This window comes from Prosthecobacter gellanilyticus, assembly GCF_007992435.1.
Taxonomy (GTDB): Bacteria; Verrucomicrobiota; Verrucomicrobiia; order Verrucomicrobiales; family Verrucomicrobiaceae; genus Prosthecobacter; species Prosthecobacter gellanilyticus.
In genome coordinates this window covers 99706-125075 of the sequence record NZ_BKAG01000019.1, presented here as the reverse complement: position 1 = coordinate 125075, position 25370 = coordinate 99706, and the positions used below count along the sequence as shown (strand labels likewise).

The 25370-nt window shown below is 60.6% G+C and carries 24 protein-coding genes; 17 read left to right on the top strand and 7 right to left on the bottom strand.

Annotated features, from left to right (window positions below; translation table 11 throughout):
* Window positions 1-406: 406 nt before the first annotated feature.
* Window positions 407-1804 (bottom strand): caspase family protein, encoded by a 1398-nt coding sequence (locus BGE01nite_RS14655; RefSeq protein ID WP_170266798.1) that lies wholly within the window; start codon window positions 1802-1804, stop codon window positions 407-409.
* Between the two features lie 60 nt (window positions 1805-1864).
* Between BGE01nite_RS14655 and BGE01nite_RS29005 the strand changes: the two genes are divergently transcribed.
* The gene (locus BGE01nite_RS29005; protein WP_170266797.1) at window positions 1865-2713 is read left to right on the top strand and encodes an NlpC/P60 family protein; all 849 of its coding nucleotides are present in this window, start codon (window positions 1865-1867) and stop codon (window positions 2711-2713) included.
* Between the two features lie 12 nt (window positions 2714-2725).
* Here the strand turns inward: BGE01nite_RS29005 and BGE01nite_RS14645 are convergent, their stop codons facing one another.
* Window positions 2726-3889 carry a KamA family radical SAM protein gene (locus BGE01nite_RS14645; protein ID WP_146851224.1) on the bottom strand — a complete coding sequence of 388 codons (1164 nt, stop codon included), beginning with the start codon at window positions 3887-3889 and terminating at the stop codon, window positions 2726-2728.
* 149 nt (window positions 3890-4038) lie between these two features.
* On the opposite strand from BGE01nite_RS14645, the gene BGE01nite_RS14640 reads away from it, so the two are divergent.
* The 12 genes from BGE01nite_RS14640 to BGE01nite_RS14585 all read left to right on the top strand — a co-directional run bounded on the left by BGE01nite_RS14640 (window position 4039) and on the right by BGE01nite_RS14585 (window position 13878).
* Window positions 4039-5271 (top strand): 2-oxo acid dehydrogenase subunit E2, encoded by a 1233-nt coding sequence (locus BGE01nite_RS14640; protein WP_146851223.1) that lies wholly within the window; start codon window positions 4039-4041, stop codon window positions 5269-5271.
* Window positions 5272-5291: 20 nt separating this feature from the next.
* On the top strand, window positions 5292-5486 hold the full coding sequence (locus BGE01nite_RS14635) for a type II toxin-antitoxin system HicB family antitoxin (protein WP_146851222.1): 195 nt from the start codon (window positions 5292-5294) through the stop codon (window positions 5484-5486).
* A gap of 146 nt (window positions 5487-5632) precedes the next feature.
* Entirely contained in the window at window positions 5633-6328 is a 696-nt protein-coding gene (locus tag BGE01nite_RS14630) for a hypothetical protein (protein ID WP_146851221.1), read from the top strand.
* 18 nt (window positions 6329-6346) lie between these two features.
* Entirely contained in the window at window positions 6347-7231 is an 885-nt protein-coding gene (locus BGE01nite_RS14625) for a prenyltransferase/squalene oxidase repeat-containing protein (RefSeq protein WP_146851220.1), read from the top strand.
* A 43-nt stretch (window positions 7232-7274) separates the two neighbouring features.
* Window positions 7275-7502: a hypothetical protein gene (locus BGE01nite_RS14620; RefSeq protein WP_146851219.1), complete on the top strand. Its 228-nt coding sequence runs from the start codon at window positions 7275-7277 to the stop codon at window positions 7500-7502.
* Window positions 7503-7517: 15 nt separating this feature from the next.
* Window positions 7518-7949: a type II toxin-antitoxin system VapC family toxin gene (locus BGE01nite_RS14615; RefSeq protein ID WP_146851218.1), complete on the top strand. Its 432-nt coding sequence runs from the start codon at window positions 7518-7520 to the stop codon at window positions 7947-7949.
* Window positions 7950-7972: 23 nt separating this feature from the next.
* Entirely contained in the window at window positions 7973-9232 is a 1260-nt protein-coding gene (locus BGE01nite_RS14610) for a polysaccharide lyase 6 family protein (RefSeq protein ID WP_146851217.1), read from the top strand.
* A 135-nt stretch (window positions 9233-9367) separates the two neighbouring features.
* Window positions 9368-10237: a carbon-nitrogen hydrolase gene (locus BGE01nite_RS14605; protein WP_146851216.1), complete on the top strand. Its 870-nt coding sequence runs from the start codon at window positions 9368-9370 to the stop codon at window positions 10235-10237.
* Window positions 10230-11276, top strand: a complete 1047-nt coding sequence (locus BGE01nite_RS14600) for an agmatine deiminase family protein (RefSeq protein ID WP_146851215.1) — start codon at window positions 10230-10232, stop codon at window positions 11274-11276. The genes BGE01nite_RS14605 and BGE01nite_RS14600 overlap by 8 nt, the downstream gene beginning before the upstream one ends.
* Before the next feature lie 129 nt (window positions 11277-11405).
* Window positions 11406-12086, top strand: coding sequence for a hypothetical protein (locus BGE01nite_RS29290; protein ID WP_146851214.1), 681 nt, complete (start codon window positions 11406-11408; stop codon window positions 12084-12086).
* 115 nt (window positions 12087-12201) lie between these two features.
* Window positions 12202-13551 (top strand): 3-deoxy-D-manno-octulosonic acid transferase, encoded by a 1350-nt coding sequence (locus BGE01nite_RS14590; RefSeq protein ID WP_146851213.1) that lies wholly within the window; start codon window positions 12202-12204, stop codon window positions 13549-13551.
* Window positions 13552-13674: 123 nt separating this feature from the next.
* Window positions 13675-13878, top strand: a complete 204-nt coding sequence (locus BGE01nite_RS14585) for a hypothetical protein (protein WP_146851212.1) — start codon at window positions 13675-13677, stop codon at window positions 13876-13878.
* A gap of 126 nt (window positions 13879-14004) precedes the next feature.
* Here the strand turns inward: BGE01nite_RS14585 and BGE01nite_RS14580 are convergent, their stop codons facing one another.
* On the bottom strand, window positions 14005-14988 hold the full coding sequence (locus tag BGE01nite_RS14580) for a malate dehydrogenase (protein WP_146851211.1): 984 nt from the start codon (window positions 14986-14988) through the stop codon (window positions 14005-14007).
* 94 nt (window positions 14989-15082) lie between these two features.
* Here BGE01nite_RS14580 and BGE01nite_RS14575 point away from each other — a divergent pair, with 94 nt between their 5' ends.
* The 3 genes from BGE01nite_RS14575 to BGE01nite_RS14565 all read left to right on the top strand — a co-directional run bounded on the left by BGE01nite_RS14575 (window position 15083) and on the right by BGE01nite_RS14565 (window position 18941).
* Window positions 15083-16426 (top strand): sulfatase family protein, encoded by a 1344-nt coding sequence (locus BGE01nite_RS14575; RefSeq protein WP_146851210.1) that lies wholly within the window; start codon window positions 15083-15085, stop codon window positions 16424-16426.
* 159 nt (window positions 16427-16585) lie between these two features.
* The gene (locus BGE01nite_RS14570; RefSeq protein WP_146851209.1) at window positions 16586-17920 is read left to right on the top strand and encodes a sulfatase-like hydrolase/transferase; all 1335 of its coding nucleotides are present in this window, start codon (window positions 16586-16588) and stop codon (window positions 17918-17920) included.
* Window positions 17921-18218: 298 nt separating this feature from the next.
* On the top strand, window positions 18219-18941 hold the full coding sequence (locus tag BGE01nite_RS14565) for a methyltransferase domain-containing protein (RefSeq protein WP_146851208.1): 723 nt from the start codon (window positions 18219-18221) through the stop codon (window positions 18939-18941).
* A 243-nt stretch (window positions 18942-19184) separates the two neighbouring features.
* On the opposite strand, the gene BGE01nite_RS14560 is transcribed toward BGE01nite_RS14565, so the two are convergent.
* Genes BGE01nite_RS14560 through BGE01nite_RS14545 form a run of 4 tightly spaced genes read right to left on the bottom strand, consistent with a single transcriptional unit; the run spans window position 19185 to window position 24311 of the window.
* On the bottom strand, window positions 19185-19964 hold the full coding sequence (locus tag BGE01nite_RS14560; protein ID WP_146851207.1) for an SDR family NAD(P)-dependent oxidoreductase: 780 nt from the start codon (window positions 19962-19964) through the stop codon (window positions 19185-19187).
* An 8-nt stretch (window positions 19965-19972) separates the two neighbouring features.
* Window positions 19973-21415 carry a hypothetical protein gene (locus BGE01nite_RS14555; RefSeq protein WP_146851206.1) on the bottom strand — a complete coding sequence of 481 codons (1443 nt, stop codon included), beginning with the start codon at window positions 21413-21415 and terminating at the stop codon, window positions 19973-19975.
* Window positions 21416-21421: 6 nt separating this feature from the next.
* Window positions 21422-22843: an outer membrane protein assembly factor BamB family protein gene (locus BGE01nite_RS14550; RefSeq protein WP_146851205.1), complete on the bottom strand. Its 1422-nt coding sequence runs from the start codon at window positions 22841-22843 to the stop codon at window positions 21422-21424.
* A 40-nt stretch (window positions 22844-22883) separates the two neighbouring features.
* Complete coding sequence (locus BGE01nite_RS14545; protein ID WP_146851204.1) at window positions 22884-24311, bottom strand: FAD-dependent oxidoreductase; 1428 nt, start codon at window positions 24309-24311, stop codon at window positions 22884-22886.
* A 136-nt stretch (window positions 24312-24447) separates the two neighbouring features.
* Here BGE01nite_RS14545 and BGE01nite_RS14540 point away from each other — a divergent pair, with 136 nt between their 5' ends.
* Window positions 24448-25305, top strand: a complete 858-nt coding sequence (locus BGE01nite_RS14540; protein WP_146851203.1) for a hypothetical protein — start codon at window positions 24448-24450, stop codon at window positions 25303-25305.
* The last annotated feature ends 65 nt before the right edge of the window (window positions 25306-25370 follow it).

Sequence of the window (25370 nt, the reverse complement as noted above, 5' to 3'; positions counted from 1 at the left end):
AATGGGGTGGGCTTTGGAGTCCAGTGGATCAAAAGTCCCCTCATGGCCCAGCATGCCCAAGTTTCATCAACGCGATGCGTTGAGTTCAAACTCATCCGTGGATCCAAACGAAACCCCATCGGAATGGGGTTCAACGCCCGCCCCAACGTACCACCCCATTCCAATGGGGTGGCGCGCAGAAGTCCTTTCGAGACGCACTCCATCAAAAGACATCCGCAGATCGAGCCCCCCCGGCATGCCCAGAAGGCCAACGTGCCTTCCGCATCATAGCGAAGGGGTGCCGAGCCTGAGCGAGTGCTCCCCTGGAACCTCGACCCATATTCCCCTCACCCACACCGGACCCCAACGTGGGTCCCGTATCTTTAAACGGCTTCGCATCCATGGCTGATCCCCATGTTCCCAACCCTCACTTCATCTCCTTCAACATCTTCTCCGCCATCGCTCTCGCCGTCGGCTGCTTGAACTTCGGATCCATCGCCGCCTGTAAATCCACCCGCGCATTGTCCACATCCCCGAGCGCCAGATGCGCCCTCGCCCGGTTATAAAGAACATAAGCATCATCCGGCGCCAGCGGCTGCGCCGCATTAAAAGCCTCCAGCGCCTCATCCGCCAGTCCGAGCACCAGCAGCGAATCTCCGCGCCGGTTATGCGCCTTGGCTAAAAATTCGTTAGACTTCGGATGCGTGCCCGGCAGGCACTCCGGAAGTGCCGCGATCACCAGGTCACAAGTCTGCAGCGCCGCCTTCGCATCACTGTCCTTCAGATCAGGCTTCTTGAGCGTGTCCTTGACCCGCTCCAGCAGGATCTGAAACCCTTCCACGATCTGCTCCGTCACACCCAGCCCCTTCGCCTCCGCCAGCAACTTCAAGCTCTCGATGCATTCCACATCATGCCCCTGCTTCGCCAGCTTCAGCATCTCCTCACCCAGCTTCGCCGAAACCACCGGTTCGGCTTTGACCGGTGCAGAAACGGGCGCCGGCTCAGGTTTCGGCATCGTTGGTTCGGCCACTGCAGCTCCCGCCAGATAAACATCCTCACCCACCAGCCGTGAATACTCCGCCGGGATCTGTTGGCCACTGGAACGCTCCAGCACAGCCGCACGCGTGCGTTTAAAGACCTGTTCGATCGTCAGCCCTGGCGTGCGCATGTGCCGCAGCAGCTCCTCCGTGTAGAGACCGTTCGCCCCGTCACCATCCAGCGCTGTCTGCCCCGCATCCGTGGCAAAGGCGATGAGGGATCCAGCCGGCGGTTTCATCTCCGCCAGACCTCCAGGTGTGCCGCTGGCATCTCGTGTGCGTCCCGTGCGCGCCAGCGAGGTCGTGCGGCACGCATCCAGAATGACCAGATTGCACTGCGCACCTCCTGATTTCAGATCCGCCACCGCCTGCTCCACATTGAAGAGCCTCGTCTCCGCCATCAGCCGCAGCGTCACATCATCCGCGCCTTCCGGCTGATAGCCTGACTTCAGCGGTAAAAGATAGTTCGATCCCGCCACCGTGATCCCATGCCCGGCAAAATAAAACAGCGCCACTTCTTTGCCCGCGACCGTGCCCCGGAACTTCAGCAGTGCCTTCAGCAGTTGATCACGCGTCACGTTCTCCTCCAGCTCCACACTGAACCCCAGGCTCTTCAGGGTCGCCGCCACCGCCCGTGCATCATTCACCGTGTTGCGCAGCGGACCCGCCGCCTGCTCATACCTCGCATTGCCAATCACCAGCGCCGTGCGCGTGACCGGCGCTACAGGTTCACGCGCCAGACCAAAGCTCGCCATGAGCAGCAAGCTGGCAGTGAGGAGGCGATGCATAAGGCGGGGAAGTGATTGCGTGCCGGGCACGGGAAGGCAAAAGAAGGCTAACTCGAAATCATGCCACTCGACTCCGCTTTCCGCCACCTCGCGCTTTGCTCCTTCGCATGGACTTTGATGGCCTGCACCACCCCAAAGCCCCCCGGAAAAAACGCCGAAACCATCCTCGTGCCCGGAGATCCCGATGCCCCTTCGCAGATCACCCCCACCGAAGCCCTGAGCATCGCCGAAAGCTACGCCAAGCACTCCTGGCGACCCTTTGCGCGCAATATCCTCCATGGCCCCGATAAAGCCGGCGTGCTGGTGAATACCCCCGATGCCACCTTCAATGATGAAAAACAGCGCGCCGGCTGGTGGCTTCCTGGCGAGATGAACCAGGGCGTGCCCTACAAGTGGGGCGGCTTTGATGCTCTCGCGGATTTTGACCAAGGCGTATCTGAAGGCCATGCGGCCGGCGATGTGTCATCACCCGCCAAGCGGATCGCCGACAATGGCGGCGTCAGCGCCCACGCTGCCGGCGTGGACTGCTCTGGCCTCATCTCACGCTGCCTGAAGCTGCCCACGGTGCATGACACCACCCAGCTTCCCTCCGTTTGCACACCCATCGCCGTCTCCGAACTGCGCCCCGGCGACCTGCTCAATATCCCACGCGGTCACGTGGTGCTCTGCGCAGGCTGGGCCAGGCCAGATCGCACCTGGGTCTACTACTATGAGACCGGCGGCCCGCCGGACTATTGGAAGCCCGGCCTCAAGGAAGCCCCGCTCGCCTCCATGATCGACCTGGGTTACAAACCGCTGCGCTATCGCGGCATGGCCCGCGAGCCGGGAGTCTCCGGCAAGGAAGTGCTCACACGAGGTATCCGCGCCAAGTCCGCCGTGGTCACGGAGCCTGTCATCGGCGAACCATAAGTGTGACCGAGATCAAGCCCGCACCATGGCAGGCTCAGGATACTCAAACGTGCGGCCTTCAAAATTGCGGATCAGCGTGCGCTGCTCATCGCGCAGCAGCACATAGTCCGGATTCACCGGCACCTTGCCACCGCCCCCTGGGGCATCAATCACAAACTGCGGCACACCATAACCAGTCGTGTGACCACGCAGTTGCTCGATGATCTCCACGCCCGTGTTCACACTGGCGCGCAGATGCGAGGAACCCTGGATCAAGTCACACTGATACAGATAGTAGGGCCGCACACGGCACATGAGCAGCTTCTGCACGAGGCTCTTCATCACGTCCGCGTCATCATTCACACCGCGCAGCAGCACGCTCTGGTTCCCCAGCGGGATGCCGTGGTTGGCCAGGCGCTCGAGACCAGCCTTCACCTCCGTCGTGAGTTCACGCGGATGATTCGTATGCACGCTCATCCACAGCGGATGGTACTTCGCCAGCATCTGGCAGAGCTCCGGCGTGATGCGCTGCGGCAGGAAAATGGGCACGCGGCTGCCAATGCGGATGAACTCAATGTGCGGGATGCTGCGCAGACGCTTCAGGATGCCCTCGAGCTTGCCATCGCTGAAGAGCAGGGGATCACCGCCGCTCAGCAGCACGTCACGCACCTCGTCATGCTTTTCCAGATAGCGGAAGACCGCTTCATAGTCCGTGTGCAGTTCCTGCTCACCCACACCACTCACCACACGGCTGCGGGTGCAGTAGCGGCAGTAGGAGGCGCAGCGGTCCGTCACCAGAAAGAGCACACGATCCGGATAGCGGTGCACAAGCCCCGGCACCGGCATGTGACTGTCCTCACCGCAGGGATCCGCCATCTCATCCGGATCTTCCCAGGTTTCCTCGATGCGTGGAATCACCTGTCGGCGGATTGGACACTCCGGATCATCACCATCGATCAGATTGAAATAGTGCGGCGTGATGGCCATCGCCAGCTTGTTGCCGCTCAGGATCACCCCGGCGCGCTCCTCCTCGCAGAGCTCAATATGCTCCTCGAGCTGCGCCAGCGTGGTGATGCGGTTGCGAAGCTGCCACGCGGCTGAGTTCCAGTCCTCCGGGGCAATTTTCTTGTTCTTCCAATAACCCGGAGCGTGGGAACGGAATTCTTTTTCCGGGAGCAGAGAGGGCGGCGTGCGCATGTACTTGAAGGGCGGGTGAAGGATTACGCCCGGCGTTTCCATGGTGTCAAAGTTTTTACAGCCCTGTTCAGGTGCCTTGACTCCATGCCGGGAAACCGGCACACATACGATGCCGCAGGTGGCCTGCCGGCCCTGTTTTTCCTTCCCAAATGCCCACGATCCCGATCCTCATGCCCCAGCTCGGCGAATCCATCGCCGAGGCGACGCTTATTAAAATCCTGGTGGAGCCCGGGGCGCAGATCGAGGCCGGGGCGGACATTTTTGAGGTGGAGACAAACAAGGCCACCATGACCGTCGGCAGCCCCTGTGCGGGCAAGATCGAGCAGGTCCAGGCCAAGGTGCAGACCAGCTACGCCGTCGGCAGCCAGCTCGCCACCTTTGAGGTGACGGATGAAGATGCCCTCGGTCTTGGCTTCGGCTCAGCCCCGCCGCCGACCTCCACCAGCGCCGTGCCGACCTCCATGCCGAACGCGGACTCCCTGCATTTCCAGTTCAATGAGGAGGACAACATCACCGGTTACCAGCCGAAGGTGGAGCCCGTCGTCGGTGGCCTGCCCGTGCCAGCCGGTGCCACAGGTGCCAGCTACATCTCCCCCCGCATGCGTGCCCGCATGAACGAGCTCGGCCTGAATGCCTCCGACCTCGCCGGCATCGCAGGCACAGGTGCCGGCGGCCGCGTCACCGTGGGTGACTTTGAAAACTTCCTCCGCAGCCTGGAGCAGCACAAGCTCACCCCGGCCTCGCCCATGCGCATCGCCGTGGCGGATTCCATGCGCCGCAGCTGGACCCGCCCCCTGGCCACCGTCGGCAGCCCCATCATGCTGGACGCCATGCTGGCCCACCGTCGTAGGACAGATCCAAAGCCCGGCCCCGCCCTCTATGCCATCCGCGCTCTGGCCATCGCCCTGGCGGAAAATACCGCCGTCGCTGGCCGCCTGATCGGCAACCGCATCGTCCACCCCCGTGCTATCGACATCGGCTTCGCCGTCGAGGTGGATGACGGCGTCTTCGTCCCCGTCCTGCGTGAGGTGGACAAGACCCCGCTCGTCAAACTGGTGCCCACTTATAACAAGCTGGTCGAGCAGGCCCGCGCCCGCCGTCTGCCGAACGACATGAACCGCCCCGGCATCGCCACCGTGACGAATTTCGGCACCTTCGGCATCGTCTGGGCCACCCCGATCCCTCTGCCCGAGCAAAACCTGATCCTCGGCCTGGGTGCCGGCAGCAAAGTCCCCCGCTGGAGCGATGAAGTGAACATGTTCATCCCCGTCGTCGAAGCCGAGATCACCCTCAGCTTCGACCACCGCGTCTGCGATGGCGGCGCCGCCGGAAGACTGCTCTCAATGGTGGCGAAGCTGCTGCAGGAACCGGAGAAGCTGTGAGCCTTCATCAGGCCTTTCGAATGAAGACCGAGAGCGATTACCCCATCAACCTCTTCTACAGTGCAGAAGACAAAGGCTACATCGCTGACATGCCCAACTTGAAGTCATGCAGCGCCTTTGGCGAAACCCCTCAGGAAGCACTTGAGCAGGTCCTGATCGCCAAAGTGGCATGGCTCCAGGCCGCCAAGAAGCATAGGAAGCCAGTGCCCGCATAAGGCGTAATTCACAGATCCACCTCGTCGATCCGCCCATGGCACCCTGGCCATCCTTCCATTTGCGAAATGTCCACAAGGTCTTAGACTCTTCTTATGCCAGCCCCTCTGAATCAACGACGTCTGACCTGGGAAGAGATGGTCCAGCAATGCCGCCAAAATCGTCGGCAAGCCGCGATTCTCGAGTCACGCAGTGGGCCGCAGATCATCGCCAAGTCGGCAGCAAAGTCGACTTCGCGCAGCGTCTCGAAGGATCGCAAGTAGGCTTTGAGTTGATGGAGATATTCCGTGAGACGCCAGAGTTTGGCAGATCACTGGCGACGAGGATTGAACCCTTCCTGAATGATCAGACGGAGGGAACATTGCGGCTTTTGGGTGGTGGTGGAGAAGCCATCGTCTTTGGTGAGCCCGATTTGCAGTTCGCCATTAAGCTCCTCGCCCCACCCGGCAAAGGCGCCTTTGGTTGGGTTCTAGATCGAGATGCCCGCCAGCGTTGGATCATCCGTGGCGGAGGATTGTCCGAGGCATTGGAACGTTTCGCATGGTTTGAGGAGCTCTTTGATTCGGGCTTGGAACTGGATCAGATCGGTAGTGCTGGAGATTTTCTCGTGCTGAAGCAGCCGTTCATTGCCGGTTCCCACCCTGATGAATCTACCCTGCATCAATGGATGCATGCCCAGGGCTGGGAACACTGGTCACCCACCTCCGACCTCGCGATGATTGCTAATCTGACCTGGCGCAAAGGCCCTTGGATCGCCACCGATGTCCGTCCCGAAAATGCATTGGTTGCTGAGGCAGATGGGATGATCCGGGCCATTGATTTCATCATTGGCAAGGTTGAATAGACTTATCTGACCCACCTCATGTCCTTCCGTCTCGAAATGCTCCAAGTCGCCCGCGTGGCTCCCAAGCTGCTGGGTGAGTCAGCGGACCTCGTGGCAGAATTTTTGCAATCTCGGTTAGCCCCGGGCGGTGCAGGTTTCCTGGATCGTGCTGAGCGGCCTGACCTCTACTACACCGTCTTTGGCATCGAGGGCCTCATGGCCTTGCAAAAAGAAGTCCCCAAAGAAGCCCTGCGCGCCTGGCTCACCACCTTTGGCGATGGCGAGGGCCTGGACTTCGTGCACATCTCTTGTCTCGCTCGTTGTTGGGCCACGATCGGTGGAGGTCTCACCGACACACAGAAGCAAACCTTGGCAGGCCGTCTCGAAGCCTGGCGCACTCCCGATGGCGGTTATCACCAGTCTCCAGGTCGTAAAAATGGCAGCGCCTATGGCTGCCTCATCGCCTTCGGGGCCTACCAAGATATGGGTTTGCTGCCACCAGATGCCATGAGCATCGCGAAGTGCATGGACAGCCTGGAAACACCGGACGGCGCCTGGTCAAACGAGCCCGGCCTCACCCTTGGCTCCACTACCGCCACCTCGGCCATGCTTTCGCTGTATCGCACCATGCAGGTGCCGGCACCTCCCGCCGCCATCGACTGGCTCCTGCGCCAGTGCCTGCCTGCGGGCGGCTTCCTCGCCGTGCCCGGAGCACCCATCCCCGATCTACTGTCCACCGCCGTGGCTCTGCATGCACTTTCCAGCAGTGCCGAAGCCATCGCCAAGGTGCGCGAACCCTGCCTGGACTTCATCGACTCCCTCTGGAGCGCCGCCGGCGGCTTCCATGGCAACTGGACCGATGACACACTCGACCCCGAGTACACGTATTACGGCCTCCTCGCCCTCGGTCACCTCGCTCTTTAGCAAGGGCCTTGCCACCCTTTGAAAGCAGATTAGTCTCTCCTGCATGAATGCCACCGCTGAACAGCTCGACCTTTATCTGCAGAAGGCTGACCCTGCCTCGGCGAATGCTGTGGAGCAGATGGTGCGCAGCTTGCTGGAGCGTTTCAAACCCGTGCCGCCCCAGCCGGGTCAGCCCGCAGCAAGGCCATACAAGATGAAGACTTACAGCATGGGCACCTTCCAGCCCGGCATCGACAGCCACAAGCTGGGACAGTTGCCAGAGGACTTCTGACCTCGTGTCGCATCCATGCATATTGTCGATGTCAATCTGCTCATCCATGCGGTGAACCGAAACGCACCGGAGCATGCGAATGCCCTGTCATGGCTTGAGGGCGAGATCAACTCAGGTCGGGAGATCGGCATGCCCTGGGTTGCGCTGCTGGGATTCATCCGGCTGTCGATCAATCCCAAGGTTTTGACGCAGCCCCTGACACTGGAACAGGCTCTGGATCAGGTGATGGAATGGCTTTCACTCCCAAATGTTCTCGTGCCAAGCCCCGGCATCAAACACCTCACCTTTTTCTCCGCTGCATGCAGAGCAGTTAATGCCACGCATAACCTGATCACAGACGCTCATCTGGCTGCCCTGGCGAATGAGAATGGAGCAGTCATGGCTTCCGCCGATGCTGATTTCAGCAAGTTCCCCGGACTTCATTGGATCAATCCGCTTAACCCCTGACTTTTGCCACCACCCACCCCACCATGCGCTCGCTGACGTCCCTCCTGTCCTTGCTGTCTCTTGTGTCCTTCGTTCAGGCCAAAGACATCCCCGTCACCGATCCCGCCGCATTGCCTGCCGCACAACCTGGGGACACACTCATCCTTCCTGAAGGCGAGTTCAAAGACATCGCCCTTCTACTCGTCGGTGCCGGCACTAAAGAAGCTCCCATCACGCTGAAAGCTGCAGCACCCGGCAAGACTATCTTCACCGGCACCAGCACGTTGAAGCTCGGCGGCCAGCATCTCGTCATCGAAGGCCTTCAGTTCAACGAGCCTGATCCCACCATCAGTGATCTCATCATGTTCCGAAAGGACTCGAAGACCCTCGCCAGCCATTGCCGCCTGACCAATTGTTCGGTCACGAGCACCCTGGTGGAGGATGGTAAAAAAGAATCCCGCTGGCTCGGCCTCTATGGCGAGGGCAATCGCGTGGATCACTGCACCTTCACCGGCAAGACAGGGAAGGGGACCACCTTCGTCGTCTGGCTGGGCGATGGCAGCAATGGTGCCCATCAGATCGATCACAACTACTTCGGCCCACGTGAAAAGCTGGGCAAGAACGGCGGCGAAACCATCCGCATCGGTGACAGCAAGACCTCCATGACCAAAGCCAGCTGCATCGTCGAGCACAACCTCTTCGAAAAGTGCAATGGCGAGGCGGAGTGCATCTCCAACAAGTCCTGCGGCAATCTCTATCGTGAAAACACCTTCCTCGAAGTCAGCGGCACCTTGACCCTTCGTCATGGCAATGGCTGCACCGTCGAGCGCAATGTCTTCATCGGCAATGAAGTCAACGGCACTGGCGGTGTCCGCGTCATTGGTGAAGATCACACCGTGAGTGGCAACTACTTCGAAAACCTCACCGGTGATGATGCCCGCTCCTCCATCTGCCTCATGATGGGCATCCCAAACTCTCCCGCGAATCGCTACTTCCAGGTCAAGAACGCCAGGATCATCGGCAACACCATCGTCAACAGCGAGCACCCTGTGCTCATCGGTCTCGAGGACGACAAAACCGCCACGCTCGCACCTGTGGGCACCGTCTTTGAAGGCAACCAGATCTCCTCACCCAAATACTCCGCCATCGAAGCGCGCTGTGACCTCAGCGGCATCACCTGGAAGGGTAACAAAGTTGCTGCCAAAGACCTTGGAATCCCCGCTACCACGGGCATCGAATTGGCCGAACCGAAGATTGCGGCACTGAAAGCCATTGCCAGGGAAGAAGTCGGTGCGAAGTGGTGATGCGTTGATGGCTTGGCGGGCTCGCCAGCGCGTCGACGCGAGCCGCTTTTGGAAGGAGAACTTAAGCAAGCAATGGCGAACTTCTTCGCTTGCACGCTGCGGTGCTCTCTCTGAAAAGTTGGGCTCCCCCCACCCATGCCAACCGTCACACTCGGACTTATCCAAGGAACCACCTTTGCCAGCCAGGCAGAAAGCCTCGCCCGGCATGAGGTTCTGATCCGTGATGCCGCGGCCAAGGGTGCCCAGATCATTTGTTTGCAGGAGTTGTTTAACATTCCTTACTTCTGCACCCGTCAGGACACCGCTCTCTTTGATCTCGCGGAGCCCATGCCCAATGGCCCCACCACGGCGCATCTGGCCAGGCTGGCCAAGGAGCTGAATGTCGTGGTCATCGTGCCCTTGTTTGAAAAGCGCGGCCCCGGTCTTTACCACAACACCGCTTCCGTGATTGATGCGGACGGCACCGTGCTCGGCCTCTACCGGAAGATGCACATCCCGCAGGATCCAGGCTTTGAGGAGAAGTTCTACTTCACCCCCGGTGACCTCGGTTATAAAGTTTGGAATACCAAGTTCGGCCGCATTGGCGTGCTCATCTGCTGGGACCAGTGGTATCCAGAGGCCGCGCGCCTCACCGCACTCGCCGGCGCGGAGATCCTTTTCTACCCCACCGCCATCGGCTGGCTCAGCAGTGAAAAGGCTGAGCTCGGCAAGGCCCAGCATTGCGGCTGGGAGACCGTGCAGCGCGGCCATGCCGTGGCCAATGGCTGCTTCGTCGCCGCGGTCAATCGCACCGGGTTCCAGGATGATACCGAATTCTGGGGCCAGAGTTTCGTTGCCAATCCTTATGGCGAGATCGTCGCCAAGGCCTCCGTGGAGCATGAAGAAGTGCTCATCGTCCCTTGTGACCTCCAGGCCGTGGAGGATTTCCGCCGCATTTGGCCGTTTTTCCGTGATCGGCGCATTGACACGTATTCCCCCCTGACCAAACGCTACCTCGATGAGTAAAGCCTACCCGAAGAACTATCGCCTTCCCGCCGAATTTGAACCGCAGGAGGCTGTCTGGCTGTCTTGGCCGCATAACAAGGAAAGCTGTCCCAAGACTTTCCATCGCATCCAGGACAAGTTCGGTGAGATCGCCAGCTCCATCTCCCGCTATGAGCGTGTGCGCATCAACGCACCCATGCTCTCGCACATGAACATCCGTCTGAGCATCGCAGATAATGAAGGCGATCTCAGCCAGGTGGACATCTACGAAAACTTGACGAACGACGTCTGGTGCCGTGATCACGGCCCCATCTTCATCAAGCATAACGAGACCGGTCAGGTCGCCGTCACCGACTGGAACTTCGACTCCTGGGGCGGCAAGTTCCCCCATGATCTGGATAACCAGATCCCTGCCAAGGCAGCCGCCGCTCTGAAGATGGAGCACTTCACCTCCGAGTTCACGCTCGAAGGCGGCGCCATCGAGTCCAACGGCAAAGGCCTTCTGCTCACCACTGAGGCGGTCCTTCTCAACCCTAACCGCAATGGTGGCAAAGCCCGCACCAAGGCGGAGATGGAAAAAGAGCTCAAGGCCATGCTCGGCGTCACAGACATCGTCTGGTTCAAGCAGGGCATCGAAGGTGATGACACCGACGGCCATATCGACGACCTCGTCCGTTTCATCCGTGATGACGCCGTCATCTGCATGGTCGAGTCCAAGGAGACCGACCCTAACTTTAAGGTTCTCAAGCAAATCCGCGAGCAGCTGGATGACGTCCGCCTTCCTGGCGGCGGCAAGCTTGAGATCATTGAGATCGAGATGCCTAACTCCATTGAGATGAAGGACTGGCGCCTCAGCCGCCTGCCGGCCAGTTACGCCAACTTCCTGATTCTGAACAATGCCGTCATGGTCCCCATCTTCGGCCAGAAGAAGAAAGACCAGTTTGCCGAAGACATCATCGCCGAGTGTTTCCCAGGTCGTGAAGTCATTCCGGTGACCTGTAAGGATCTTGTGACTGAAGGTGGCGCGCTACATTGCATCGCCATGACACAGCCAAAGTGAACGTTTTTCAAAGAAAGTTAGACAAATAGTCGCGAAGCTGGTTAAGCCGTCCATTTTCATCTTGCGCCTTCATCGGCCAACTTGCATTTTCAAGGCTAATCTCCCGCCCCCAACAACAATCCCCCATCTATGCGCCGCCGCTCCAACCCCCTGTCCGAACGAAACATCAAACGCATCGACACTCGTTCCGATGCCTCCAAGCAAACTCACGGCTTCCAGGTCTGCATCTCCCGCGAAGGCGGTCTGCACACCAAGCACTTCTCTGACAGCCTCTATGGCGGCGTCAAAGGCTCCCTGAAGGCTGCCCGCTCCTATCGTGACGAGATGCTCGGCCAGATGTCTCCTCTGGAGGCCAGCCGCATCGCCCACACCGCTAACAAAAAGAACAAAAGCGGTCACGTCGGCATTTCCTACCGCAAGTACAAGACCGCGAAGGGCAAGGTCACCCGCCTCATCGCCGTCTCCGTCCGCGCTGAAAAAGGCCGCACCATCTCCAAGGTCTATCGCTACACCAAGGACGACCATGATGCCGTGCTCAATGAAGCCATCGCTTTCCGTGAGAAGGCCCTCCTGGACCGCCTGAAGCGTGAAGGTGGCGTCACCGGCATCCTCAAGTCCGCTGCCAAGGCCCCGACCGCCAAGGCTGCGCCAGCCAAAGCCGCCAAGCCAGCCAAGAAGGCCGCCAAGGCCCCGGCCAAAGCCGCGAAGAAGGCTGCCAAGGCTCCGGCTAAGAAAGCTGCTGCACCAGCCAAGAAGGCTGCCAAAGCCGCCAAGCCAGCCAAGAAGGCTGCCAAGAAAGGCCGCAAGTAATTAGGATCATCGCCTGGAGTCATCCAGGCGCGGGCTTGCCACGCAGGAGACTGCGTGGCATGAACCCCCTCAAATCTGGCCGCGTTCACCAGGACGCGGCCTTCTTTTTGCCCCGATGTCCCTCCTTTTCACGCTGATCGTCTACAACCTCCTTCTTCCCCTCGGCATCCTCATTCTGCTGCCAGGTGCCGTGCGGAAGATGAAGGCCCGCGGCGGCCGCTGGGAAGACATGGCAGGCCGCTTCGGCAGACTGCCCTTGGAGAAGAAAGCCGCCATCGCCGCTCTCCCATGCGGTCGCGACCGTATCTGGATGCATGCCGTCAGCGTGGGTGAGGCGGGCATCGCCATGAAGCTCATCACCCGCCTGCTCAAAGAAGCTCCACGGACCGGTGTCGTGCTCACCACGACCACTCCGACCGCGCATGCCATGGCAGAAGAATTTGCGGTTAGGCAGTCTGGCCGCGTGGTCGTGCTCTACTCCCCGGTGGACCTGCCCTTTGTCAGTGAGTTCTTCCTCGACCTCATCCGTCCCTCCCAGATGATCCTTATCGAGGCCGAGGTCTGGCCTAACCTGGTTTACTCCGCCCGCCGTCAGGGCATCCAGGTCTCCATGGTCAATGCGCGTCTCTCCTCCAAGTCCGAGCGCCGCTTCCAGCAGCTCGGCTTCCTCATGTGCCCCGTGTTTGGCATGCTGGACCAGGTTCACGTGCAGGAACCTGCAGACGTCACCCGCTTCGCCACCATCGGCGTTCCCACCGCGAACATCCACCACACCGGCAGCATCAAGTTTGACCCCCAGGGTGCCGAGGCCGACCCCGCCCAGGTCGAGCGCCTCCGCGCCGTGATGCATCAATCCGGCATCACCGCTGCCCACCGCCCCATCCTCTTCGCCAGCACCCACAACGCCGAGGAAGCCCTCCTCGCCAAGGTGATCCAAAACCTCGCCGCAAAGCACAAGGACCTCGCCCTCCTCATCGTCCCCCGCCACGTCGAACGCGCCGACTCCATCGTCACCGAACTTCAGTCGTTAGGCCTCGACCCCGTCCTACGCTCCCAGATCCATTCGTCATTCGTCATTCGCTCGTCGTCATTACCAACCCTGTTGGTCGATACCACTGGCGAGCTCCGCGCCTGGCAGTGCCTCGCCAGCATCGTCATCGTCGGCAAAAGCTTCCTCACCACCGGCGGCCAGAACCCCGCCGAGGCTGTCATGGCCAAAAAGCCCGTCCTCTTCGGCCCCCACATGGAAAACTTCGAGCCCCTGGTGGATCTCCTCCTCAAACACCAAGGCGCCCTCCAAGTCCCCGACACCACCGCTTTGGAGTCCGCCCTCGACCGCCTTCTCTCCACCCCCGCCCAGGCCCAGCGCCTCGGAGAGTCCGGCCACACCGCCCTCCGCGCCCACGAAGCCGCCACTATCAAGACTCTCACTTTGTTAGGCCGCCATTCCCAAGCCGGTTTGTAGAAAGATTGAGGTAGAAAAATTAAATCTTTCTACCCTTAATTTTTCTACCAAACTGTCTTGGTGTTCTGGAAATGAAGCAAGCCCGACACGTTGAAGGTGATTCCAAAGACGCACACTCAGCCAATGACTCTGCAGCAGATCAAACAAGAGATTGCCGCTCTGGACGATGAGGAACTCAAGGAGTTCTCAGCTTGGCTCGAGAGCCATCTAGCAGAAGTGTGGGATCGTCAGATCGAAAAGGACGCGAACAACGGCACCCTTGACCGCCTCGTCCACAATCTCGGCATCGATCTGGCAGATGAACGCAATCCCCGAACCGGCAGTTGAGGACAGAAAAGAAAAAATCTTTCTACCCTAATCTTTCTACTAAATCGGATTTGGAATCCCAAGCCCAACAAAAAAGCCGTCCACGAATGCATAACACTCGAGGACGGCCAAAAGAATCAATAGCGATTACAGCATGTCCGCCACAAACGAGCGCTCATCCGTGAGCTCCTTGTTCGTCGCGGCGATCTTCGACTTCGCGAAGTCGTCCATCTCATAACCCGTGATCACTTCATAGCTGCCCGCCGTCGTCGTGCGCACCGGCATGCCGGCCCACACATTGGCATCAAAGCCATACAGACCATTGCTCTTCACGGCGATGCTGTGGATCGCGCCCGGAGTCACCAGGGAGCGCACGTGATCGACCAGAGCGTTCGCGGCAGAAGCAGCGGAGGAGGAGCCACGAGCCGCGATGATCGCCGCGCCGCGCTTGCCCACCGTCTCACAGAAGGGACCTTCCAGCCAGGCGTTGTCGTTGATCACTTCCTTGGCCGGTTTGCCAGCGATGGTCGCATGGGCAAAGGAGGGGAACATCGTCGGGCTGTGGTTGCCATAGATGAAGATGTCTTTCACTTCCGTGAGATCCACACCAGCCTTCTGGGCCAGCTGGGTCTGCGCGCGGTTCTGGTCCAGGCGCACCATGGCGGTGAAGCGCTCGGCAGGCAGGCGCTTGGCCTGGGAGGCGGCGATCATGCAGTTCGTGTTGGCAGGGTTGCCCACCACGGCGATGCGCGCGTCGTCAGCGGCCACAGCGTCGATGATCTTGCCCTGTTCGATGAAGATCTTGCCATTGTCCTTGAGCAGGTCGGCACGCTCCATGCCTGGGCCACGGGGCTTCGCACCCACCAGCAGGCACCAGTTGGCGTCCTTGAAACCCACGGCTGGGTCGGAGGTCTGCACAATGCCCTTCAGCAGTGGGAAAGCGCAGTCATCCAGCTCCATCGCCACACCAGCCAGAGCGGCCAGGGGCTTCTCAAACGGAGCCTCGATGAGCTGGAGGATCACCGGCTGGTCCGGACCAAACATGGCGCCGGAAGCGATGCGGAAAAGAAGGGCGTAACCGATTTGGCCGGCGGCGCCGGTGACTGCGACTCTGATGGGGGCTTTGCTCATGGTGTGTGGAGAGGGCTGGGATGATTCCAAGCCCGGGCCGCGCAGCAAGGAGAAAGTCAGGTCACATCCTGTTCGTTTCGGGGCGCGCAAAGCCATGAAACCCCTCTTCACCCTCCTTTTCTGCCTCTTCGCTCTCTGCCCTTGGCTCTCCGCCGAGAAGCCTAACGTCCTCTTCATCGTCGGGGACGACATGGGTTATGCCGATGTCGGCTTCCACGGCTGCAAAGACATCCCCACGCCGAATCTCGATGCCCTCGCCGCCTCCGGCGTGCGCTTCACACAGGGTTACGTCACCGGCCCTTACTGCTCCCCCACCCGCGCCGGCCTGCTCTCCGGCCGCTACCAGACCCGCTTCGGCCATGAGTTCAATCCCGGGGGTGAGGAGTCAGGCCTGCCCTTGAGTGAGAAGACCATCGCCGACCGCCTGAAAGCCGCCGGTTATGAAACCGGCCTCGTCGGCAAATGGCACCTCGGCTCCCAGCCCGCCATGCAGCCTCAGCAGCGCGGCTTTGGCAGCTTCTTCGGCTTCCTCGGTGGCGCCCATGACTACTTCTCCAAAAACGGCATCCTGCGCGGCACAGAGCAGGTCACGGAGTTCGATCACACCACCGATGCCTTCGGTCGCGAAGCCGCCACCTTCATCGAGAAGAACCAAGGCAAGCCCTGGTTCCTCTACCTCGCCTTCAATGCCGTCCACACCCCCATGCAGGCCACGAAGGAGCGCCTCGCCAAGATGGCCGCCATCACTGATCCACAGCGCCGCACCTATGCCGCCATGATGCTCGCCATGGATGACTCCATTGGCGTCGTGCGCGCGAAACTCGCCGCCACCGGTCAGGAGCAAAATACGTTAGTCACCTTCATCAGTGACAACGGCGGCCCCACCATGGAAGGCGTGACAGTGAATGGCTCCATCAACACCCCTCTGCGCGGCAGCAAGCGCACCACCCTGGAAGGCGGCATCCGCGTGCCCTTCCTCATCTCCTGGCCCGCGAAGCTGAAGCCCGCCGTCTATGAAAAACCCGTGATCCAGCTGGATCTCACTGCCACCGCCCTCATCGCCGCAGGCACTGAAAGCCCCGGCGAAGGCGTGGACCTCATGCCCTATGTTCTCGGCGAAAAGACCACGACCCCTCACGAAGCCCTCTTCTGGCGCTTCGGCGATCAAACCGCCATCCGCTTCGGCGACTACAAGCTCGTCAGCTACGACGGCGCCGCCGAAAGCAAACCCGGCACCCTCCAGGGCCCCAAGCTCTACAACCTCGCCACCGACATCGGCGAATCCAAAGACCTCAGCGCCGAGATGCCGGAACGAGTCAAAGAGCTCCAAGCCAAATGGGACGCCTGGAACCATACCAACGTCCCCCCTCTCTGGGGCGGCAAAGAAAAGCGCGGCAAAGGCATGAAGAAAAAGAAGAAGGGCAACGCTGAAGAATAACGCGCCGAAGTCGCGAAGCGTCCCGGAGTGCGGTGGCAGAGAGGCAAGGGCACCCTTGCCTCGTCGACACCGCTAACGAGCGCATCAAGCGTCCGCAATCCTCAGGCCAATCTCTGCGCACCCCGCCATCTCAAGACGCCTCTGACCTAACCAACAGTCATGAAAACCTTCCTCGCCCTCCTCTTCCTCTCCGCCCTAAGCCCTCTGCTCTCCGCTCAAAAGCCAAACATCCTCGTCTTCTACCTCGACGACATGGCCTGGGCCCAGCCCGGCGCCTATGGCGGCAAGCTCGTTGAGACCCCGAACATGGACTCCATCGCCTCGTCCGGCGTGCGCTTCACCAACGGCTACTCCAGCGGTTGTGTGTGCTCACCCGGTCGCGTCGGCCTGATGACCGGCCGTTATCAAGCCCGCACCGGTCACGATGCCAATCCCACCCGTGAAGGTCGTGAGCTCCTGCTCAGTGAAAAGACCATCGCCCAGCACCTGAAACCCGCCGGTTACACCACCGGCCTCGTCGGCAAATGGCATCTTGGCGATACCTCCGCCGAGTTCCTCCCCCAGGCCCGTGGCTTTGACTTCTCCATGGGCACCGTCGGCAATCTCGGCGAAGGCAAAGGCCCGTCCTTCTATCGCGGCTCCGAACTCTTGAAAGAGCTCGAAGGCGAACCCATCACCTCGCCCATCTATGCCCGCGAAGCCTGCGGCTTTATTGAGTCTAACAAAGACAAACCCTTCTTCCTCGCCCTCTCCTTCAATGCCGTGCACACCCCGCACGTCGCCTCGCCAAAGTGGCTGGAGAAATTCAAGCACCTCGAAAAGCGCACGGGCGAATACGCCGCCATCATCGGCGAGGCTGATGAAGCCATCGGCACCGTCATGACCAAGCTCCGCGATCTCAAACTCGAAGAAAACACTCTCATCTTCTGCATCAGCGACAACGGCGGCGCCTCACCCATCTCGGAGCAGATGGGCCTGCGCGGTCACAAATGGTTCGTCTGGGAAGGCGGCGTGCGTGTCACCTGGATGGCCCAATGGAAAGGCCACGTGCCCGCAGGCCGTGTGGTGAATGACCCTGTCATCCAGCTTGATGTCCTCCCCACTGCCCTCGCCGCCGCTGGTGCGGAACCTCTGAAGGTCGATCTCGATGGCGTGAACCTCCTCCCTCTGCTCGAAGGCAAACAGGACAAGCTCGCCCCGCGTGAGCTCTACTTCCGTTTCGGCGTGCAGCACGCCGTCCGTCAGGGGGACTGGAAGCTCGTCAAAGCCTCCAAGGACATGGACCCCATGCTCGTGAACCTCGCCACCGACCCCGGCGAGCAAAAAGACCTCTCCACCGAAAACCCCACCAAGAAAGCCGAGCTTCAAACCCTCTGGGAAAAGTGGGACGCCTCCATGCAACCCCCACGCTGGGAAGATCGCCGCTGGAACGGCGAAGAACAACGCAAGCCCAACAAAAAAGGTAACAAGAAGACCAAGCAGAAAGAAGAGTGAGTCCAAGTCTAGCTGATGTTGGCACCCGTATCTGAATAGGCCCTCCCAGCGTGGATTGGCGAGCTGGAGGCTCGAAAGCTGGTAGCCAGGGGTGAAACGAAACCGCGAAGCGGTGTAGTGCAACCCCTGGAATAACGCCACACATACACCCATTCAGGTCCGCCCCCTGGAAGGGGGCGAGAAGTCCGCGTCCCCTAGCATCCATCCCGCAAAACAGGGTGAGGGATCTTCTTTTTCGCCGCATCATCCCTCTCTGGCGTATGATCCTTTCCACTCCCCACCTCCCGCTCCCGTCCCCGTGAACATCTACGAAACCCGCCGCCTGCTCGATGAATACCTCCTCTTCCACTACGGGTCTCCCTCCGAGGTCCTCCCCTGGAGCTGGGGGCCGCGCGAAGCCCTCGGTTTCGCCGTCCGCACTGTGACCGAGCTCGCGGACTTCACGCGCCATCCATACACAGCCCTCGATCTCGGCTGCGCCGTCGGCCGCTCCAGCTTCGAACTCGCCAAGCACTGCCAGACCATCATCGGCATCGACTACAGCCACAGCTTCATCGACGCCGCCAAAGCGCTAAAATCATCCGACCTTCCCTACCAGCGTCTCGACGAAGCCTCCGCGACCACCGAGCTCCTCGCCCAAGTCCCCGCCGACTGCCCCCGTGACCGCGTCCAGTTCGAGCAAGGCGATGCCATGCATCTTCGCGAGGATCTTGGCAGCTTCGACCTCGTGCACGCTGCTAACCTACTTTGCCGTCTCACCGACCCGCAGCTCCTCATCGAGCGCCTGCCCTCCCTCGTGAACCCCGGCTGCCAGCTCCTTCTCACCACCCCCTGCACCTGGCTGGAAGACTTCACCCCCCGTGGAAACTGGCCCCAAGGCTCTACCCGCGACTGGCTCAAATCCGTGCTCTCGGAACACTTCGATCTCGCCACCGAAAAAGACCTCCCCTTCCTCATCCGCGAGCACGCCCGCAAATACCAATGGAGTGTCGCCCTCGGCACCCGCTGGATCCGGAAATGATCAGCTCCGATGACGCGCCAGCATAGTAGCCATCTTCCCCGCAAGATGAGCCCACGACTTGCGCAGCATCAATCGAGTGCTTGAAGGCCAAAGGCCTTCCGCATCACAGCGAAGGGGTGCCGAGCCTTGGCGAGTGCTCCCCTGGAACCTGCCATCCAACTTCCCCTCCCACGTCGGACCCCAACGTGGGTCCCGCTCCTTCCCATGGGTCGAGGTGTCACTCCCGATCCAATCCCAGATGCCTCACCACAGCAGCTTCCCACCATCAATCACCAGCACACTGCCCGTCATATAACTGCTCGCATCACCGGCCAAATAAAGCGCCAGCGGCCCGATCTCCTCAGGTCTACCCCAGCGCCCCATCGGAATGCTGTCGGCGACCTCGCCCTCAAATTCTGGCTTCTCATGAATCCATCGTTGGTTAGCGTCCGTGAGGAATGGACCAGGGGCGATCGCATTCACCGTGATCCCATGCACGGCCCAGTCCGCCGCCACCGCCTTCGTAAACATCGTCAGCGCACCCTTGGAAGCCTCATAGCTCCTCCCGCGCATCGCCTTCCCAGGCCAGAAGGCATTGATCGAGGAGATGTTGATGATGCGCCCCCACTTCCGCGGAATCATTGCCGCGCCGAGACGCTTCGTGAGAATGAAGGACTGCGTCAGATTGAGATCCATGATCCGTTGCCACTCCTCCAGCGGCAGTTCTTCCGTCGGAATGTTGATGCGCCGTCCACCCACATTGTTGATGAGAATATCGATGGGCGCATGATCGCGCAGCACCACGTCACAAAGTCTCTCGGCCTCCTCCGGCTTCGAAAGGTCCGCCTGCACGGCACTGACCTTCGACCCCTCACCACTGAGCTGTTCACAGGCCTTTTGCAGATGCTCCGCATTTGACCCTGAGATCACCAGCTCCGCCCCTGCTTCACCTAAAGCGCGTGCCATCTCCAGCCCAAGCCCCCGCGAGCCACCCGTGATCAAAGCACGATGGCCCGTGAGTTTGAAGCGATCCAGAATAGCCATGGCCTGACCTACTTGCCCTCTCCTTCACTGGCTTTCAGCAAAACTCGATAACCATACTCATTCAGCAGAGCGATGGCACCGCGATCACTGCTGTCACGCGCCACATCTGACCAGGAGTTCAGCGCATTGTAAATGGCTTCAATGCCTCCCTCGAGCGCCTCATCCCTGGTGGCCGCATCATGCGCTTTATAAAGCGCCTCCAGAGCCGTGAAGAAATGCACCGTGAACTCCAGTCGCTTCGCGTGATACAGCGTGAAGGATCTCGCACCTTCACGGGCACGAGTGTTGGCTCGGAACATCTCGCTCATCGCGCCTGTGTAGAGCGTCTTTGCCTCCGTGATCCACGCGGGCAGAGCCTCCTTGGATTGCAGATGCCGGAGGAAGATCTCCGCATTCGGCACACCCAGCTCAGGATCGTTCTTCTCGATGAGTGCCGTGGCCTGGCTGATGAGATCCAGGGCCTTCTGCACACGCTCGGTCACGCCATCACCGCAGATCGTCAGCACCAGATCGTTCAGTGCGGAGGCCGGCGTGACCTTCTCATCAAAACTCACCCGGCTGGTGAAGTAAGCGGAGGCATTCAGATCACCCGGGATCTGCGCACCTGCCAGGAAGCTGCCTGCATTGTACTTGATGACCGTGCGCAGGCGGCGCTCCACCGCGTCCAGCGTGATCTGCGGCAGCACGCTCGTCGAGCTCGCCCCAAGAGGCAGCGTCACAAAATCCTGCGGCACCGCCACCAGGCCCATGGCCGTGGCTTCAGCACTGAGATCAGGAATGGGTTCGCCGGATGGAAACACCTTTGCACCCCCAAAAGCCTTCCTGCCGCCCACGTCACCCTCCACAGAGATGGAGGCTGGCGCACGCAGATGCTGGGGAAGCAACACATGGTTATACTTCAGCTTCACAAGCTGCTTCATCAGCGCCAGATGCTCCGCCTTGCTCCAGGACTCCGCGCCTGTGGCCACTCCGTTAAACATGCTCCAGCCGCGTTGCAGAATCTTCGGCTCCAGCACCATGTCGAGCCCATCGAGTTTGAACGCAGGCTTCTCCACCGGCAGCACATCTCCCTGCAGCAGATGCCGGATGCCAAAGTGATGCGCCAGCTCGCTCGCGGCCCAGATCGTGGCCGGAGGGCAGCCTCCGCCGATGATCAGCCCCTTCGGTGTGCTTTTGATCACAAGGCCCTGCTCCGTGATCTTCGGCCACGCCTCTGCGGCAATCGCCGGATTGGACTGCGGACTGCCCACAAGCACCACATGACCTCCATCCGCAGGAACCGTGCTCTGAATGCTCGTCTCCGCTTCAAAGAGCGCTTTGAAATCCGTCGCGATCTGCTCGGCCGCCACCTTGTCCAGCGCATGCGCCTTCTCACCGATGACGAGGGTGACTTTCGGACCCGCGAGAGCGCTCGCGGTCAGGACAAGACTGAGAAAAAAGGATCTCCACATGATGCCTCAAGGTTGGGGAGCACTGCCTGACACGCAAAAGAGATTTTCACGCGTGCGGATGAAGAGCCGTCCATCCGCGATCGCCGGCGTGGCGATGATCTCCTCGCCGATGTCATTCTTCCCCAGCACCTTCAGCTCCGGCCCGTCCTCCAGCACCACTACAAACCCGTTCTTCCCTGCGATGTACACCTTGCCGCCAGCCGCGATGGGCGAGGCAAAGTAGTCGCCAAAATTTCCCAGCCGACTGCGCTCCCACAGCATCTTCCCGTCCTTCGCATCGTAGCAGCTCGACATCCCGCCGCTCTTCACCACATAGAGCCGTTGGTTGTAAAACAGTGGCGAAGAAAGGTTCGAGGGCGACTTCGGATCAATGTTCCAGAGCACATGCGTTTTTGTCACATCACCACTGCCGCCGCCCTTGATCGCCTGGATGATGTTCCCGCCCGCCGCCATGTTGTCCGGGCTTTGAAAGGCCGTGTCGATCTCCTCCGGCCCGATCACCTTGTCCTTGTTCTTGTCCGAGGCATCGAACCGCTCATGAAACTCCTTCGGAGTCTCCTCACGGGAGAGGATCTTGTCCTGGTTCGTGTCCAGCCATTCTAACAAAGCATGCTTCAGCGTGCGCGTCGCATCTCCATAGCTCTGCACCGCGATGTAGATCACGCCGTCATGCACCACCGGAGAGGTCATGATGGTGCGCAGCAGCGTGTTGCAGGTCCACAGTTCTTTGCCCGTGGCCGGATCATAGCCCTTCAGCTTGCCGCTGCCCGCCACCACCAGGTCCGTCCTTCCGTTCGCTTCGCACAGCACCGGCAGCGAGTATCCCGCCAGCATCTCCTTGCGCAGCGTCTTCCACTTCTCTTTTCCCGTCTTCGCATCCACCGCCACCAGGAAAGGCGCCAGATCATCATCCTGGCAGAAGATCACCATTCCATCATGCACGATGGGAGATGAAGCCGCGCCCCAGTCCATGAGATACGCAGGCTTCGGCATCGCATAGCGCCAGGCTTCTTTTCCCGTGCCGAAATCAAAAGCGATCAGCCCCAGCGTGCTGAAGTACACATACACACGCTCGCCATCCGTGGCCGGAGTCGATGACGCATGACTGTTCGGCGGCGTGATGCGCGGCAGCTTGCCGGTCTCAAATTCCGTGCGCCACACCTGACTGCCGCTGGCGATGTCAAAAGCAAACACCGCCGCCTTTTCATCCGCCACCATGGCCGTGCTGATGACACGACCGTTCTTCACAATCGGCGCTCCCACCCCATCTCCGATCTTCGCCTTCCACGCGATATTAGAGTCCGTCGAGAAAGACTCCGGCAGCCCTTTCGAATTAGAAACACCGCTCCCATTGCCGCCGCGGAACTGTGACCAGTCCTCGGCAAAGAGCGATGTCGTGAGCAGAAAGAGGGTGGTGGTCAGCTTCATGCGCCTTTCACTACGAGTGAAGGCATGAGGCTATATCAGCCTACACCCGCTGCCCGAGCGCTTTCAGCTTGGTCTCGCCTTCGGACCACGGAACGTCCTGCGGCAGCCGTTTGCTCGCCGCCGCCAGCGCCGCCGTCACACCCGCCGCCTCGCCCATCGCCACCGAGTTGCCCGTCACACGATAGCTCGCATGCGCGATGAAATCACCGCTGATGCAGCGTCCTGCCATCATGAGACCATCGACATCTTTCGCAATCAGCGCACGCAGCGGCACATCATAGGGCTTCACCTTCACACCCGCATTGCTGTAGGCCGCCGTCTTGTTCGCCTCCTTGCTCAGCGCATGGATGTCCACCGGGAAGGTCGGCCTCACCACCGCATCCTCATAGCGCGCCCCATTGATCAGATCATCCTTGCTCACCGTGTAACGTCCCGCGATGCGTCGCCCGTCACGCACGCCGATCTGCTCCGCCGTGGCCGCGATCTGCAGGCCTTCCCACGGCCCGCCCAGCTTACGCAGTCCGTTGACGATCTTGTGCAGCTCCACACGTGCATGCACCGTGGCCTCCGTGATCTTCGCCGCATCAAAGCAAGGCACGCCATACTGATGATTCATCATCACCAGGAGCAAATTGTCCCGCACCTGCCACAGCGTCGGCTTGGCGTAGGAAGGGAAATGCTCCGTGCGCTTGATCTCCGCCAGGAACGCATCTTTGGCGATGCCGTCCGCCTTGCTCGGATCCGATTGATGAATGTAGGAAGCCAGCGCCGACGCATCCTTGCACACCAGCAGCGCATTGAGCGACATCGGCTGGCACGGGCAGGCCTCCGCCTCGCCATACTCAAAGCTGCATCCCGCCAGCGCGCCGAGGTCCCCATCACCCGTCGTGTCGATGAAAACCGGCGCGCTCCATGCCTGCCGGCCTGATTTGGAATCTGTCACAATCGTGGTTAGACGCTTCCCCTCCTTGTAGGCAGCCGCCACCCGCGTGTGCAGTTGAAACTGGATGCCCGCCTCCACAAACATCTCCTCCAGCAGCAGCTTCATGCCCTCAGGCTCATACACCACACTGCCCTTGCTCGTGCCACGGCGCATGTCGCGTTCATCCAGACGCTTCAGCAGTTCCTGGTTGAACCCCGGCTTGTCGAAATCCAGCAGATAGCCCAGCAGCCCCGCCGTCCACACACCGCCCAGGCAGCCGCGCCATTCAAACACCCGCACCTTGGCCCCGGCCCGTGCCGCCGTGATGGCCGCCGCGATCCCCGCCGGACCCGCGCCGCAAACGATCACGTCCGCATCCTGCACCAGCTTCAGATCCTGCGCCGGCTCATGAAACTGCCCCTCGCTCTGGGAGATCGCCTTTTCCACCTCTGCCGCCGAAAGCAGGCCAGGGGTGATGGCAGCACCAGAGAAAGCCGCGCGCAAAAAGGAGCGGCGCTTGAGGTCAGAAGGGGAAGAAGGCGTCATGGGGGGCGGAAAATACGGTCGTATAGGCGACCTTCGTGCATCCCCCTCCGACCGCACAAGGGTGAAACTCGCTTGAATAAGAACGCCAAAGAACCAGTTTAACCTCGCCTCCCCGCCTGACGGCCCGTTACCCGCCATGAAAGCCCGCTACCTCCTCCTCGCCCTCCTGCTCGCCACACCCACGTTCGCCGCCGTGGAGATCGATATGGAAGGCTTTGGCACCAGCCTGGGCGGATGGAAGGCCCGCAAAGGCAAGGCCGCCGAGTATGAAATCTCCGAGGCCCTCTACCGCACCTATCAGCCCGAGACCTCCCCATCTCCGGACGGCGGTATCTTTGTCTCCGTGCGTATCGACCACGTCCGTGGCTTCATGGCCAGTGACGACCACGCCAGCCTCGAGCTCAGCTTCGCTGCGGATGGCACCCTCGTTACGGCGCAAAGCAGCCTCGCCCTCCAGGGCCGCACCATCAGCAGCGAGCTTATCAAAGGCGGCGCCTCCGCCTCCACCTCCGTCGCCGCGCCGTATGTCGACCGCGCCGTGAAGATCGGCACGGATCTCGTCGCGGACCTCTCCTCCAAACTCCTCCGCGAAAAAATCGTCGAGGCTGGCCGCGTGTCCTTCCCCGCCGCCATCCGGCATAACTACAACCTGCTCTACCAAGCCGTCCGCACCAAGGCTGCAGAGCCAAAAATGACCGACGCCAAGCCCCCGGAGTCTCTCCCCGAAAAGAAACCCGAGACCCCTCCAGCCACACCTGAGAAGAAGCCCGAGGAAGCCCCCAAGCCACCTCCGCAGCAGAAGCAGGAAACCGTCATCGATGCCACCACCGGCAAGCCCGTCCCTCTGCCCGACGTCAAATCCTACAACCCCAGCGGCGCCCCCGGCACCCCGCTCCCTGAGAAGAAGGAAAAAGACGACAAAAGCGGCATGCTAGACGTCGGCAAAGACGTCCTCAAAATCGCCCGCGACGTCGTCAAAGATCAAACGAAGTAGATTGGCCCGTTCGAAGTCGCGCCAGCGTCCCGGAGTGCGGTGGCAGAGATGCAAGGGCACCCTTG